Here is a 14,768-nt window from a genome sequence, read left to right on the forward strand (position 1 = left end):
TCTCAGCAAAGAAAAACACAATCTGTCTGCCTGACCTTGTGCGCTTGGGGTTCCTGTTCGGGAACAGCGACGGGCGGTAGCGTGTCCGGAACCAATAAGAGAGGATCTCATGGAAAATCCAGCCAGCCTGTTACGCCGTCTTAATCCCTGCTGTGCCCGCGCAATGGAGGGGGCGGCCTCCCTGTGCCAGACGCGGGCGCATGCCGAGATCCTGCCCGAGCACTGGCTGCTTAAACTGCTGGAACAGGGGGAAGGCGATCTGACGGTGCTGGCGCGGCGCTATGAATGGGATATGGATGCGCTGTGGCAGGATCTGCTGAGCTGGCTGGATAAACAGCCGCGCTCGGTACGTCATCGTCCCCAGCTCTCTGACCATACCCTGAGGCTGATGCAGGAGGCCTGGCTGATTGCCTCTCTCAGCGGCGAAGCGCAGATCCGCAGTGTTCACCTGCTGATGGCGCTGGTTGAAAAACAGAATCTGATCCAGTGCGATGGCCTGTGGCCGCTGTTAACGCTGGGCCAGCGTCAGCTGGAACGCCTGCGCCCCTTGCTGGATGCCCAGTCCGACGAACGTCCGCCAGCGCAGCCTCATGGCGGGGACGTGGAATTTGTGGGGCGTCCTGCGGGCAGCGAACTGAATGCGGATGGGCTCAACCCGGCGCTGCAGAACGCGCTGGACAAATTCACTCTCGACGTCACCGCCAAAGCCAGAGACGGCCAGATTGACCCGGTGTTTGGACGCGACACGGAAATCCGCCAGATGGTGGATATTCTCTCCCGTCGGCGAAAAAACAACCCGATCCTCGTTGGCGAGCCGGGCGTGGGCAAGACCGCTCTGGTGGAAGGCCTGGCGTTGCGCATTGCCGAAGGCAACGTCCCCGACGCGCTGAAGCCGGTGTCGGTGCGCACCCTCGACCTCGGTCTGCTGCAGGCCGGCGCCGGGGTCAAAGGCGAGTTCGAGCAGCGGCTGAAAAATATCATTGAGGCGGTACAGCAGTCGCCTTCGCCGGTGCTGCTGTTTATCGACGAGGCGCACACGATCATCGGCGCGGGTAATCAGGCGGGCGGCGCGGATGCCGCCAACCTGCTGAAGCCGGCGCTGGCCCGGGGCGAGCTGCGGACCATCGCCGCCACCACCTGGTCTGAATACAAGCAGTACTTCGAGCGCGACGCCGCGCTGGAGCGCCGCTTTCAGATGGTCAAGGTGGATGAGCCGGACGACGACACCGCCTGCCTGATGCTGCGTGGCCTGAAGTCCCGCTATGCCGACCACCACGGCGTGCATATCACGGATGATGCGGTGCGCGCCGCCGTGACGCTGTCACGACGCTACCTCACCGGTCGCCAGCTGCCGGACAAGGCAGTGGATTTACTCGACACCGCTTCCGCCCGCCTGCGCATGAGTCTCGATACCGTGCCTGAGCCGCTGACCCGCATGAAGGCGCAGCTCACCGCGCTGGCGATGGAGAAACAGGCGCTGCTGGAAGATATTGCGCTGGGCAACAGCGCCCGCGGCGAACGGCTGGCGGCCATTGAGCAGGAGGAGATCCGCCTTATTCTGGCGCTGGATACCCTTGAAACTCAGTATGGTCAGGAGCTGCAGCTGACGGAGGCGCTGCTGGCCTGTCGCCGCGATATCTCCCGCCAGGCGGAAATTAACGACCTGCAAAACGCGCTTATTGCCGTCCAACAGGGCAATCCGCTGCTCGGGCTGGACGTCGACGTCCGCACCGTGGCGACGGTGATTGCCGACTGGACCGGCGTGCCGCTCTCCTTGCTAATGAAAGATGAGCAGACGGAGCTGCTGAGTCTGGAAGAGAGTCTCGGCAAACGGGTGGTTGGCCAGGAGGCGGCCCTGAGCGCTATTGCCCGGCGCCTGCGCGCCGCGAAAACCGGCCTGACGCCGGAGAACGGTCCGCAGGGGGTGTTCCTGCTGGTCGGGCCGAGCGGCACCGGCAAAACGGAAACGGCGCTCGCCCTGGCCGATGCGCTGTTCGGCGGCGAGAAAGCGCTGATCACCATCAATCTCTCCGAGTACCAGGAGCCGCACACCGTCAGCCAGCTGAAGGGTTCTCCGCCGGGCTACGTCGGCTACGGCCAGGGCGGGATCCTGACCGAGGCGGTGCGCAAACGCCCCTACAGCGTGGTGCTGCTCGATGAGGTGGAGAAGGCTCATCGCGATGTGATGAACCTGTTCTACCAGGTCTTCGACCGGGGGGTAATGCGCGACGGCGAGGGGCGTGAAATCGACTTTCGCAACACCGTGATCCTGATGACCGCCAACCTCGGAAGCGACCTCCTGATGCAGTTGCTGGATGAACAGCCGGAGGCCAGCGAATCAGACCTGCACGAGCTGCTGCGCCCGGTACTGCGCGGCCACTTCCAGCCGGCGCTGCTGGCCCGCTTCCAGACGGTGATTTACCGTCCGCTGCCGGCGGGAGCGCTGCGCGCCATTGTCGGCATGAAGCTCGGGCAGGTAAGTCAGCGTCTGGCTTGCCATTACGGAATCACCACCACCCTCAGCGAGAGCCTGTTCGACGCGCTGACCGAGGCCTGCCTGCTGCCGGATACCGGCGCCCGCAACGTCGACAGTCTGCTGAATCAGCAGATCCTGCCGGCGCTGAGTCAGCAGCTATTGAGCCATATGGCGGCGGGGCAGAAACCGCGCCAGGTGACGCTGGGGTATCACGAAGAGGAAGGCGTCGTGATGGCGTTTGACGAGGGGACAATATCCGATGAGTAGCGTGAAATCGTTGTTGTTCAGCCATAACCACCACCTGCTTTCGGTGAAGGGATGTGAAGCCGGGCTTGATGTGCTGGCCTTCGAGGGCGATGAAGCCCTGAGCCAGCCGTTCCGCTACCGTATTGAATTCACCAGCGCAGACCATGCCATCAGCAAAGAGATGATGCTGATGAAGGCAGCCTCCCTGACGCTGCAGGCGCCGGTGGCTCAGGGCTTCGGCATCAATGTTCAGCAACCCGTGCGGGTTATCCAGGGCGTGGTGACGGGGTTTGAACGGCTCAGTACCTCCAGGGATGAAACGCACTACGCGCTGACGCTTCAGCCGCGCCTGGCGCTGCTTAACCGCTCGCACCAGAACGCCATTTACCAGGACCAGTCCGTTCCGCAGATTGTGGAAAAAATCCTCCGCGAGCGCCACGGCCTGCGCGGTCAGGATTTTCTGTTCTCGCTGACAAAAACGTATCCGCGCCGCGAGCAGGTGATGCAGTACGGCGAGGATGACCTGCGCTTTATCACCCGGCTGCTGGGTGAGGTGGGGATCTGGTTTCGCTTTTCCGCCGACACGCGGCTGCACATCGACGTCGCTGAGTTCTGCGACAGTCAGCAGGGCTATGAGAAGGGGCTGACGTTGCCTTCGGTCCCGCCGTCAGGGCAGCAGTCGGCCGGGGTGGACGCGGTGTGGGAGATGGCATGCCGCCACCGCGTCGTGGAGCAGCAGGTCAGTACCCGCGACTACAACTACCGCGAGGCGACGGCGGACATGAACGCGCAGGTGGATGTCACCCGCGGGGAGACGACCACCTTTGGTGAGGCTTACCACTGGGGAGATAACTACCTGACCGCGGGGAATGTCCATGACCGCCATCCGGCGCCGGAGTCCGGGGCGTTTTACGCCCGGCTTCGCCATGAGCGTTATCTTAACGGCCAGACCCGGATGCAGGCCACCACCAGCTGCCCGACGCTCTGCCCGGGGCAGGTGCTGAAGGTCACCGGCGGAGAGGAGGTGGCCGGGGAGTTTGCTCATGGCGTGCTCGTCACGGCGATGCACAGCCATGCCCGGCGCGATGCCGACTTTGCGGTGGAGTTTGCCGGCATACCGGACAGCCCGGACGTCGGCTACCGGCCTGAGCCAGGTGCGCGTCCGGTGATGGCCGGGACGCTGCCGGCCCGCGTGACCAGCACCCGGGAAAACGACACCTACGGGCATATCGATAAACACGGGCGCTACCGGGTGAATATGCTGTTTGACCGGGCGCGCTGGGAAACCGGGTTCGAGAGTCTGTGGGTCCGTCAGTCGCGACCGTATGCCGGAGACACTTACGGCCTGCACCTGCCGCTGCTGGCGGGGACGGAGGTGGCGATTGGCTTTGAGGATGGTAACCCTGACCGGCCGTATATCGCGGGCGTGCTGCACGACTCGGCGCACGGCGACCACGTCACCATCCGCAATGACAAACGCAACGTTCTGCGCACCCCGGCCAACAACAAAATCCGCCTCGACGATGAGCGCGGGAAAGAACATATCAAGGTGTCGACGGAGTATGGCGGCAAGAGCCAGCTGAACCTCGGCCATCTCGTGGATGCTGAAAAGCAGCAGCGCGGGGACGGTTTTGAGCTAAGAACCGACAGCTGGGGAGCTATCCGGGCACAGAAGGGTATTTTTATCAGCGCGGACGGACAGGCGAAGGCCCGGGGGCAGGTGCTGGCGATGGAGCCGGCGGTCAGTTTGCTGAAAGGTGCGGTGAATCAGGTCACGGAATGGGGAAGCATTACGCAAACCCATCATAATGTTATCCCAGACACCGGCCCATTAAGCGCACTGACCACAGGCACCAGCGATCTTAAACAGCCGACATTGCTGATGTCGGCCCCGCAGGGGATTGCCGCAGTCACGCCGGAAACAACCCTCCTGCACAGCGGTAACGGGCTGTATCTGCAGAGCCTGGGGGAGGTCAACATCACCACGGCACAGCGCTGTTCTCTGAATGCCAGCCAGCTATTTCACTGCTGGCGCAACAGGAGGGGATGAGGCTGGTCTCCGCCAAAGGTCCGCTGGAAGTAGAGTCGCACGGCGAGATTCTGTCGCTGACCGCGCTAAAAGATATCACCGTCCAGTCAACCCAGGGGCATCTGCAGTTGACGGCTAAAAATGGCATCACCCTGGGTTGCGGCGGCGCATATATCCGTCTTACCCCGCAGGGAGAGGTACAGATCCACGGACCGGGGGTGATTAGCCTTAAGGGACAGCATGATTTGCAGGGGCCGGTCAGCGAGGCGTTTCCCTTGCCTGAGCTACCGGCATCGGTGTGTAAAGAGTGCCTTAAAAAAGCCCAGGCGCTGGCGCAGGGCTTCGTGCCGCGGGAGGCATAGATGACCAGACAATGGATTGAAGAGGTCGCCGGAACCTGTCGGGCTTTCGAAACGGATTATCTGCATGTCATTATCGATCAGGCGGGGGTGGATTTTTCCGTTATTCCGGCGCTGAATTCGCTGTCAATTGAGTGGCAGTCGCTTTTTCATGGACTTCCGGAAGCATTTATTGTCGATGATGCTCCGCTGGTGGCGCGCTTTACGCTTGATGATCATGAGCAAATGCGCTGGTTACAGGATATCAGCCAGCAACTTGCCATCCAGGCGCCGCTGCTCCTGTTCTGCACATACTGGCCCTTTTCGGCGCTGGCGAACTGGCTCACGCAGTGTATAGATATTCTGCAGGAAGGGCGCAGCGGAATTTTACGCTTTTACGATACCCGGGTGCGCCGTGGCCCCTCCGGGCTGTACAACACCTGGCTTATCGTCGGCGGAGAAGCCTTCGACAATCATACCGTACCGGAAGACGAAAGCCTGTCGCTGACCCTCACCGGAACCAACGGCCAGCTGCCGCGTCGCGCGCTGCAGAGCACCGTGCTCGATACGGTGATGAAAACCACTTCCGCCAGCGTCGCGGTGCGTAACCTCTGCGCACCAACGCTGCCGTGCTATCCCCCGGCCCAGGACCGCTTTCACTGGCGGGTGCTGAGCCATCTGGGCAGCAGTTTTCTTTCCCTGATGGACAACGCTGAAGTCCTGCGCGGCACCCTGGCGCTGTATGAATGGACCGACAGCGAGATGAATCGTCGGCGTCTGGAAGCCATCCTCGACGTGAATCACCGCGCAACAGAGCGCTTTGCGCAGGGCCATCTGGTGCGCGGCGTGCAGATTGAAGTCACCCTCGACAGTCACGGCTTTGCCGGACGAGGCGACATATGCCTGTTTGGCGAGATGCTTAGCCGCTTCTTCGCGCTCTACACCGACATCTATTTGTTCAACCGCCTGATTATCATTCTGCAACCAACCGGAGAACGACTGGAATGGGAAGAGAAGCACAGCCGACGCATTCCCGGCTGAACCCGCGGCTGGAGGCCGACCTGCCGCGGATCAATTTTTACCGCTTCTGCCAGCTTCTGGAAAAACGGCGTCCTGGCCAACCGCTGATGGGGGCGACCAGCCATCCGGCTGACGATCCGGTGCGTTTTTACCCGCATCCGGGGATGGGATTCCCGGCCAGCGAACTCAGAGCCGTGGAATACGATGAGGCCGATGACTGCGGGCCGCCGGTCATTCGCACCACCTTTATGGGGTTGTACGGTGTCGATTCGCCGCTCCCGACGGCATATCTCGATGATATCGCCCAGCGCAGGGAAGGGCATGAAGCGCTGCAGGGCTTACTGGATATCTTCAGCCACCGGATCATGACGCAGTTTTACCGCATCTGGCGGAAATACTCCTGGCCCGCCACCTTTGAGCCTGGCGGCACCGATCGTCTCTCGCAGTCGCTGCTGGGCCTGGCGGGGCTGGGCATCCCCGGCACGACGCAACATATCGCCTCGCCAGCGTCGCGCTTTCTGGCGCTAACTGGCGTGCTGCGTCAGCCTGGCAAAACCCAGCAGGGGATCCAGGCGCTGGTCACCCTGCTGGCCCCGGAGACCACCGTCAGGGTGAGCCCGTATAGCCTGCGTCCGGTGGCGATCAGCCAGCCGCTGGGGTTTTACGGCGATGATGACTTCTTACTGGACGGCAATACGCCGCTGGGTGACGAAGCGATGGACGCCAGCAGCCAGCTCCTCGTCGCCCTTACCACCGACAATCCCGCGGAGGCGCAGGGCTGGAAGCCTGACGGCCCGCTGTTTCGGGACTTTCTCATCCTGCTGCGGGTATACCTCGGCTGGCGATTCCGGGCCAACATCACCCTGACCGCGCCGACCCGACTGCTGGCTGTCCCACCGCTGGGGGACGAGCCGTTCTGGCTCGGTATGAACGGCGTGCTGGGTGTGGGGGAGGGCGAGAGTCAGGACGATATTCCTCAGACTTTTACCACCGAGCTGGGTACCTATACGGGCCTGCAGCCTGCCACCTTTCTACAAGGAAACCGACGTGTTACGTACAAGTTTGACTAAAACCGCCTGCCTGCTGCCCCTGCTTGCGCTTTGTCTGAGCGGGTGCGGGCTCACCCAGCGCGTCTCGGAGGGGACCAAAAATGCCTTCAACGCCGTTTTTTATAAGAAAATTACTACGCTGCATCTGGACTTTACCGCGCGTGAAGCGCTCAACACCGATGCCAGAGAGAATCACTCGCTCTCTGAACCGGTGGTGGTGCGCATCTATCAGCTTAAAGATCGCCAGACCTTTGACCGGCTGGTTTACCAGCAGCTGCTGGAGGAGGGGGATATTCTGCTCGCCGCCGATCTCCTCGCCAGTCGCGATGTGGTGATCAGTCCCGGAGGGGATGCCAGTCTGAATATGCCGCTGGAAGCGGAGGCGACGTTCGTGGCGGTTGTCGGCCTGTTCCGCCATCCGGACACAGACAGGAATACCTGGAAGCAGGTGCTGGGGCGTGAGGAATTGGATCCGGACAAGCCGCGCATTTTCACCGCCGAACGCAACCAGCTACGGCTCAGGTCTGAAGCGGCGAAGTAACGTCGAAAACAAACATTTGTGGCGGGGCTATCGCGCCAGTTCGCCCTCAACCTTCGTTAACCAGCGAACGGGCGATAACCATCTTCACCACAGCACAGGGAGATAACGTGACAGCGAGGGAACGTTTTTTTAAGAAACTGCAGCAACAGCAAAATCCGCGGCGGACAGCGGCCCTCGACGGGTCGGTCGCCGCGGATATCGCCAGGTTTCGTCAGCAGATGGCGGCGCTGGCTCAGCAGATAAGTCAGTGGTTTGATGGAACCGGTATTGAGGTGGTGATGTCGACCCGCCATCTCCACGACCTGAGTACCCTTGGCTACAGCCTCAACAACGGCATCTGCCGCTACGATATCCCGGCCATTCGTCTGCAAAACGGCGAGCGCAGCGTCAATATCGTGCCGCAGCAGCTGTTGGATGGCGTGGAAAAGGGGATCGTGACGCTGAGTCTCGAGACACCCGGCGGTACGGGCTCCCGGGAGGTGTTTTATCTTAGCCTGGCCCCGGAGGATGGCTGGATGATCCGCAAGGCGCACCAGTCCCCGCAAGCGCGGCTTATGCTTACCGAAGATCGCTTTTTTATGGCGGTCGACAGCCTGGCCTGACAATCCCTGACAGGCGATGACGTTCCCGCGGCGGCGGTGCAAAGCGCGCATCGCCGCCCGGGGATATCAGGCGCCAAACGCGCCGTCGATGGTGTGCATGGCGCCCGTGACAAATGACGCCTCCGGACCGGCCAGCCACGCCACCATTCCCGCCACCTCTTCCGGGCGGCCATGGCGCTTAATGGCCATAAAGCTGTGCATCAGCTCTTTCATCGGACCGTTCTCCGGGTTGGCGTCGGTATCAACAGGGCCGGGCTGGACGACGTTGACCGTGATGCCGCGCGGGCCAAAATCACGCGCCAGGCCACGCGCCAGCCCCTGCAGGGCCGATTTGCTGACCGCATAGGCCGCCATTCCCGGCACCGGCATGCGATCGCCATTGACCGAACCGATGACAATAATGCGCCCGCCTTCCGGCATACGGCGCGCCGCTTCCACGGAGGCATGGTAGGGGGCATGAATATTGATGCGGAACAGGCGATCGATGGCATCGCTGTCCTGCTCGAGGGCATCGCCGAAAATGGCGATCCCGGCATTGACCACTAACACGTCCAGCGGGCCGCTGTCGCGGACCAGGCTTATCACCGCATCACGATCGGCGCTATCCGCCTGCACCGCCGTGCTGCCGGTCTCCGCCGCCAGCAGCTCGGCCGCTTCCGGCGAACCGGAATAGCTAAACACCACCGATGCGCCATCGGCGACAAAACGCCTGACGATCGCCGCGCCAATTCCCCGACTCCCGCCTAAAACCAGCACTGATTTGTTGTGAAATGCTGTCATATCCCGTACCTCATGATATTGTAGTGACGATTACAATATGCTGCGGCAAAACAGGCTGTCAAGGATTAATATAGTGACTACTACAAAACCAGGACGTACTCCGGGGCGTCCCCGCCAGTTTGATGCGGAACAGGCCATTGCAACGGCGCAACGCCTCTTCCACGCGCGAGGCTACGACGCGGTGAGCGTGGCCGATCTGACCCAGGCTTTCGGCATCAACCCCCCGAGCTTTTATGCCGCTTTCGGCAGCAAGCTCGGGCTGTATACCCGCGTCCTGCAGCGCTACAGCCAGACCGGGGCCATTCCCATCGACGCCCTGCTGCGAGACGACCAGCCGGTGGCGGCATCGCTCATCGCCGTGCTGCAGGAGGCGGCTCGCCGCTATGTGGCCGATCCGGCCGCCGCCGGCTGCCTGGTGCTGGAGGGGGTACATTGTCAGGATGCTGACGCCCGGGTGGCGGCAGGCGAATGGCATGCTGCGGCAAGAGCCAAAATCCAGCAGTATATCGCCCGCCATCGCCCGCAGGACGCGCTGCGGGTGACTGACTATATGGATACGCTGATGCTTGGCCTGTCGGCGAAAGCGCGGGAAGGGGATAGTCTGCCGCGTCTTCTGGAGACCGTGCGGCTGGCAGGCCTGGCGCTGGAGCGCATCCTGCCAGCCTGAGTCGTCAGATGGTTTGTCCGCCCGACACCTCGATCCGCTGGGCGGTCACCCAGCGGTTATCGTCGCGCAGCAGGCTGGCGATCATTGGCCCAATATCCTCAGGAACGCCCACCCGTCCCAGCGCCGTCATGGCGGCAAACTGCGCGTTAACCCCCGCGTCGTCCCGCACCAGCCCGCCGCCAAAATCGGTGGCGATAGCCCCGGGGGCGATGGTATTGACGGTGATGCCGCGCCCGCCCAGCTCGCGGGCCATGTACACGCTCAGCATCTCCACGGCCGCTTTGGCCGCAGCGTAGGCGGAGAAGCCAGGATAGGAGACGCGGGTCAGCCCGGAGGAGAAGTTAACGATCCTTCCGCCGTCTGCCAGCAGCGGCAGCAGGGTTTGTACGAGGAAAAATACCCCCTTAACGTGGACGTTAAACAGCCCGTCGAACTGCGCTTCGCGCGTTTCGGCCAGCGGGGCGAATTCGCCGTGCCCTGCGTTATTGATCAGGTGGTCGAAAGTGGCCCGCCCCCAGACGCTGGCCAGCGCGCTGCCGAGGCTGTCGGCGAAAGCCGGGAAGCTGGCGGTTTGCGCCATATCCAGCGGCAGGGCGATGGCCTTGCGCCCCAGGGCGCGGATGTCGGCGACCACCTCTTCCGCCTGTTCGAGATTGCCGCGGTAGGTGACGATGACATCCCCACCCTGGCGGGCGATATCCAGTGCAGTCTGACGGCCAAGGCCGCGGTTGGCGCCGGTAATAAGTGCAATCTTAGTCATGTTCGGTCCTCTCTGGTATGTTGAGGCTCTACAATAGGGGCCGTGCGTCAGGCCGGGTTGCCCAATCCTTGTTATTTTTTGCCCATTTCTCTCCGTTCACTCCCTTTTCCCGGGAAATAGCGCATACTCAGGCTTTAAAACTTGCCTGAAAGGATCTTATGCGCGACGCCCTGTTCGATCTCTGCCGCCGGTTTGCCGATGCTCATGTCGATAGCAGCGGGGTGGCGGTTACCCCGGTTCCCGGCATCACCCTGGTGCGGGCCCTGCATCCTGGCGACCTGCAGGCGGCCATCGCCAGGCCGCTGGTGGCCATGCTGCTCCAGGGGCGCAAGAGCGTGACCACCGGCCTGGCGAGCTTTGACTATGGCCCGGGCGAGGCGATGGTGATTGCCGCGGATGTCCCCACCACCAGCCAGATCACCGAGGCCAGTCAGCGTTTTCCCTATTACGCGCTGGTGCTGGAGCTGGACCTGGCTATCCTGCGCGAGCTGCAGGAGGCCGGGCCGTCAGGGCCGGATGAGGCGCCCCGCGTTGGTATCGAACCGATGAACGCCGATGTGACGGATGCCGCTTACCGGCTGGCAAGGCTGTTTGAACAACCGGGGGCGCTGGCGGTGCTGGGGGAAGGTCTGCGGCGGGAGCTGCATTACTGGCTGTTGCAGAGTGTCCATGGGCCGGCCATTCGGGCGCTGGGCGCCGTAGACAGCTATTCGGCGCGGATCCGCCGGGCGGTGGCGATGCTGCGCCGGGATTTTATGCAGCCAGTCAGCGTCGACGCGCTGGCCGACGCCGCCGGGATGAGCGTCTCTGTCTTTCACCGTCATTTCCGCGCCATGACCACGCTGTCGCCGCTGCAGTTTCAGAAGCAGTTACGCCTGATCCACGCCCGCCGCCTGATGTTGGCGGAAGGGATGAGCATTGCCCAGGCTGCCGGGGAGGTGGGCTATATCAGCGTGTCGCAGTTCACCCGGGAATACGCTCGCCTGTACGGCGCGCCGCCGGGCCGCGATCGTCGACGGGAAAAAATGAGCGCCTGACCTGGCGCGCGGGCTGGCGGCAGCTCATCCCTGAGCCTGACGCCGGTGGTTTAGTCCGCGATTTTCGCCGTGATATGCACTTTGTTGCCCATCCGCGCTTCAGTGATGCGATAGGTAGTCGCGCCCTCGCGGGCGGCCTGCTGGCGGATTTTGCTCTCCGCATGGTCCAGGGTATCGCCGGTGGCGGTGATGGTTCTGGCATTTGCCGCCAGGGGCAGCAGACAACTCAATACGATCAGTGGAATCAACTTGTTCATCGTCATTCTGTCCTGTGAGAGAAAATCAGCGCGCGGTCTGCAGCCAGCCGGCAATGTCCTGGGTCGGCTGCTGGTGGCGGGCATTCCAGGTGTCGCCCATCGGCCACCACACGCCATCCCCCCGGGCGAAGGCGGCGCGATAGCGCAGCATGGCGTCATCCGGGTTTGTCCGCAGCTGCTCCAGCAGGGCGGGCAGGGTGTGGACGGCTTTGCTGAACGTCTGCTGCGTTACACGCTCCACGGTATCTGCCAGCTGCCGGTAAGAGGTTGTTTCGCCGGCAACAAACACCACCTCGTTGACGATCCGCGGCTGATGCAGATAAATCGCCGTGGTCAGGTGGCCAATATCCGCCGGTGAGGTGACGGTCACCTGGGTATCCCAGCTGCCAAGGGCGTGAAGGGTTCGGTTGGATAAATTAACTACATCGAAGTCTGGTTCGAAGAGAAAGCTGGTAAACATCCCGGTGGAGACAATGACCCACTCCGTGGCCCGCTGCGCGCGCAGCAGGGTCCGGACATCGTACTGCTCGTCCCAGACCGGCTGACCGCTGCCTTTGCCAACCACATCGTAATTGACGCCAAACTGCCAGGGAAAATAGCGGGGTACCCCGGCCGCCAGCACCGCGCGGGTAATTTTCAGCTGTGTCCCCGGACCGGCGACAAACCCCATGCAGTTAATCACGGTGGTGAATCCGCGAAACTGATCGGCCAGCGTCTCCATGGCGCTACCGGCGATGTCGACGGCGAGGAGGGTGGCTTCGGCGTCGGCCAGCGCCTGATGGTTTGCCGACCGCAGCTGGCCGGCTTCATCCCTGGCCGCCGGCGAGACGATAACCGAGACCGTGCCCTGGCGCTGGATCACCGCAGGCACCAGCGCATCGAGAACGGCGGCGCCCAGTTGTCCCGCTCCCAGCACCAATACCTTTTCCTCATGATTAAGATTATCAGTTTTCATTTTGACTCCTTGCTCAGTTAAGCCTTGTATTGACGGGCTACAGGCTCAGTGTAGGGGGGCGGGCATCATTCGATAAGAACAGGATTTCGGGTTAGACTGTTCGTGATAATGGGATAATAATTGCCGGGGGAGTACGAAATGGACAGACTGGATGCCATGCAGTTGTATGTTGCGGTTGTGGATGCCCACAGCTTCGCCCGTGCGGCGGAGGTGCTCGGGCAGCCGCGCTCCACGGTATCGCGGGTGGTGAAGGAGCTGGAAGCCTGGCTCGGGGCGCAGCTTCTCCAGCGCACCACCCGCAAGCTCAGCGTGACGGCGGAGGGTCGCCGGTATTATGAGGAGTGTAAAAGGCTGCTGGCCGAGATGGCGGCGATGGAAGCCTCTTTTCCCGGGCGCTCGGCTCAGCCCGCCGGGCGATTCAAGGTGGGGATGCCGCAATCCCTTGCCCGCCACTGCATTCTGCCGAGGATCGGCGAGTTTTTGCAGCAGTATCCCGACCTGGAGCTGATCCTCTGCTCAAGCGACAACGTGGAAGATATTATTCAGGAGGGATTCGACTGCGTGATCCGTACCGGGCGGATCGAAGATTCCACCACCCTGGTGGCGCGTCCTCTGGCCCGCTACCGCTGGATGGTCCTCGCCTCGCCGGCCTGGCTCGCGGCCCACGGCCGGCCGCAGAGCATCGACGATCTGCACCACCACCGGGCGGTGGGCTACCTGAACCACCGTACCGGGCGGACCATCGACTGGCTTTTCTCCCTCGATGACGGCGACTGCGCGATCCGTATGCAGGAGACGCTGGTGGTCGACGATACCGATGCCTACATTCAGGCCGGCATTCAGGGGCTGGGCCTGATCCGCGTTGCCAGCTATCTGGCGCAACCTTATCTGCAGAGCGGGGCGCTGGTCGCCTGTCTGGAGCAGGCCGCTTCTGATCTTCCTTTGTCGCTGGTCTATCCGCAAAACCGCTATCTGCCGCCGGCGGTGCGCGCGTTTTATGACTGGAGCAGGCGCGTTCTGCAACCCCCGCTCAGCGAGGCCTGATGCCGGGGCATCGGCCCGGTTATTGACCGCGCATGGCCTGTTTTAACTTCGTCACCAGCCAGTTCAGCGCCGGATCCTGCGCCCGGCGTTTGTGCCGCAAAATGCACAGCGTAAATTCCGGATACGCTACCGGCGGAGCGTCCGCGCGCAGCGCATACTGCGCCTGCCAGCGCTGCGCCAGCCCCTGCGGGACGGTGGCGAACAGCGGCAGGGTGGTCAGCAGCAGGGGAAAGGTGGAGAAATTCTGCGTGGCAAAGCGCACGCGCCGCGCGAGTCCCTGGCTGGCGAGCTGGCGGTCAATTTCACCGTGGCCGGTTTCGCGATAGGCCACCATCACATGTTCCCAGGCGACAAAGTCGCTCACCGACAGCGGCCCGCGACAGGGGATCTGCTGCGGCGACCACAGGGTGGTGACTCCCATGGTCATCACTGGCTCGCTGACCACCTCCCCGCGGCTCTGTTTGTTGACAGACACCGCGACATCAATGCGCTCCTCCTCCAGCAACTGGCGAACCTGGAAGGGGTCGGCGGCTATCGACTGCAGTGAGACCCCAGGCGCCTCCTGCATCAGCCCGGGTAACAGCTGGGGCATCAGCCAGTGTTCGCTCCAGTCGCTGAGGCCGATGCGAAAAAGCTGCTGCGCGCGCGCCGGGACGAACTCCCCGACGCCAAACATCGCCGAATGCAGGTTTTCCATCAGCGGCTGCAGGTCGGTCATCAGCGCTTGCGCCCGCGGCGTCGGCAGCATGCCTCTGGCGCTGCGCACGAACAGCGGGTCGTCAAACATCTCGCGCAGCCGCTTCAGCGCCCCGCTGATGGCCGGCTGGCCAAGATGCAGCACCTCTGCGGTGCGGGTGACGCTCGCTTCGCGGTACAGCACCATCAAGACCGTCAACAGATTCAGATCGATACGACTAAAATCATTTTCAATGATTTTCTTCATTATGATAATCAATTTGAATGTGGG

13 protein-coding genes and 2 pseudogenes are annotated in these 14,768 nt (G+C 62.4%); 10 read left to right on the forward strand and 5 right to left on the reverse strand.

The annotated features are described in order from the left end of the window. Window positions 1-109: 109 nt before the first annotated feature. The 7 genes and pseudogenes from tssH (at window position 110) to NKJ21_RS02445 (ending at window position 8,301) form a co-directional block, all read left to right on the forward strand. Complete coding sequence (gene tssH / locus NKJ21_RS02415) at window positions 110-2,743, forward strand: type VI secretion system ATPase TssH (RefSeq protein WP_047666441.1); 2,634 nt, start codon at window positions 110-112, stop codon at window positions 2,741-2,743. Then, a pseudogene (locus NKJ21_RS02420) lies at window positions 2,736-4,479 on the forward strand (type VI secretion system Vgr family protein); the annotation flags it as partial. The gene tssH and the pseudogene NKJ21_RS02420, both read left to right, overlap by 8 nt. Window positions 4,480-4,637: 158 nt before the next feature. Next, a pseudogene (locus NKJ21_RS27810) lies at window positions 4,638-5,113 on the forward strand (DUF2345 domain-containing protein); the annotation flags it as partial. After that, window positions 5,114-6,130: a type VI secretion system baseplate subunit TssF gene (locus NKJ21_RS27680; protein ID WP_302931773.1), complete on the forward strand. Its 1,017-nt coding sequence runs from the start codon at window positions 5,114-5,116 to the stop codon at window positions 6,128-6,130. Further along, window positions 6,094-7,179 (forward strand): type VI secretion system baseplate subunit TssG, encoded by a 1,086-nt coding sequence (gene tssG, locus NKJ21_RS02435; RefSeq protein WP_239270363.1) that lies wholly within the window; start codon window positions 6,094-6,096, stop codon window positions 7,177-7,179. Before NKJ21_RS27680 ends, tssG begins: the two co-directional genes overlap by 37 nt. Further along, window positions 7,157-7,699 (forward strand): type VI secretion system lipoprotein TssJ, encoded by a 543-nt coding sequence (gene tssJ, locus NKJ21_RS02440; RefSeq protein ID WP_043875442.1) that lies wholly within the window; start codon window positions 7,157-7,159, stop codon window positions 7,697-7,699. Before tssG ends, tssJ begins: the two co-directional genes overlap by 23 nt. A 107-nt stretch (window positions 7,700-7,806) precedes the next feature. Further along, entirely contained in the window at window positions 7,807-8,301 is a 495-nt protein-coding gene (locus tag NKJ21_RS02445) for a hypothetical protein (RefSeq protein ID WP_049139353.1), read from the forward strand. Between the two features lie 66 nt (window positions 8,302-8,367). On the opposite strand, the gene bdcA is transcribed toward NKJ21_RS02445, so the two are convergent. Then, the gene (gene bdcA / locus NKJ21_RS02450; protein WP_254732681.1) at window positions 8,368-9,081 is read right to left on the reverse strand and encodes an SDR family oxidoreductase; all 714 of its coding nucleotides are present in this window, start codon (window positions 9,079-9,081) and stop codon (window positions 8,368-8,370) included. A 73-nt stretch (window positions 9,082-9,154) separates the two neighbouring features. On the opposite strand from bdcA, the gene NKJ21_RS02455 reads away from it, so the two are divergent. After that, complete coding sequence (locus NKJ21_RS02455; protein ID WP_046882207.1) at window positions 9,155-9,748, forward strand: TetR/AcrR family transcriptional regulator; 594 nt, start codon at window positions 9,155-9,157, stop codon at window positions 9,746-9,748. A gap of 4 nt (window positions 9,749-9,752) precedes the next feature. Here the strand turns inward: NKJ21_RS02455 and NKJ21_RS02460 are convergent, their stop codons facing one another. Further along, window positions 9,753-10,508, reverse strand: a complete 756-nt coding sequence (locus NKJ21_RS02460) for an SDR family NAD(P)-dependent oxidoreductase (RefSeq protein WP_032735404.1) — start codon at window positions 10,506-10,508, stop codon at window positions 9,753-9,755. Window positions 10,509-10,666: 158 nt separating this feature from the next. On the opposite strand from NKJ21_RS02460, the gene NKJ21_RS02465 reads away from it, so the two are divergent. Further along, entirely contained in the window at window positions 10,667-11,545 is an 879-nt protein-coding gene (locus tag NKJ21_RS02465) for an AraC family transcriptional regulator (protein ID WP_012968392.1), read from the forward strand. A gap of 50 nt (window positions 11,546-11,595) precedes the next feature. On the opposite strand, the gene NKJ21_RS02470 is transcribed toward NKJ21_RS02465, so the two are convergent. Both NKJ21_RS02470 and NKJ21_RS02475 read right to left on the reverse strand, forming a co-directional pair. Continuing rightward, window positions 11,596-11,802, reverse strand: a complete 207-nt coding sequence (locus NKJ21_RS02470) for a DUF1471 domain-containing protein (protein WP_004179576.1) — start codon at window positions 11,800-11,802, stop codon at window positions 11,596-11,598. A gap of 25 nt (window positions 11,803-11,827) precedes the next feature. After that, window positions 11,828-12,757 carry an aromatic alcohol reductase gene (locus NKJ21_RS02475; RefSeq protein WP_049152827.1) on the reverse strand — a complete coding sequence of 310 codons (930 nt, stop codon included), beginning with the start codon at window positions 12,755-12,757 and terminating at the stop codon, window positions 11,828-11,830. A gap of 138 nt (window positions 12,758-12,895) precedes the next feature. On the opposite strand from NKJ21_RS02475, the gene NKJ21_RS02480 reads away from it, so the two are divergent. Then, on the forward strand, window positions 12,896-13,801 hold the full coding sequence (locus NKJ21_RS02480) for a LysR family transcriptional regulator (protein ID WP_040968435.1): 906 nt from the start codon (window positions 12,896-12,898) through the stop codon (window positions 13,799-13,801). 19 nt (window positions 13,802-13,820) lie between these two features. Here NKJ21_RS02480 and NKJ21_RS02485 read toward each other — a convergent pair whose 3' ends face one another. Beyond that, complete coding sequence (locus tag NKJ21_RS02485; RefSeq protein WP_049152826.1) at window positions 13,821-14,744, reverse strand: LysR family transcriptional regulator; 924 nt, start codon at window positions 14,742-14,744, stop codon at window positions 13,821-13,823. Between the last annotated feature and the right edge of the window lie 24 nt (window positions 14,745-14,768).

Source organism: Klebsiella sp. SWET4 (assembly GCF_024296565.1).
Classification (GTDB): Bacteria; Pseudomonadota; Gammaproteobacteria; order Enterobacterales; family Enterobacteriaceae; genus Klebsiella; species Klebsiella variicola.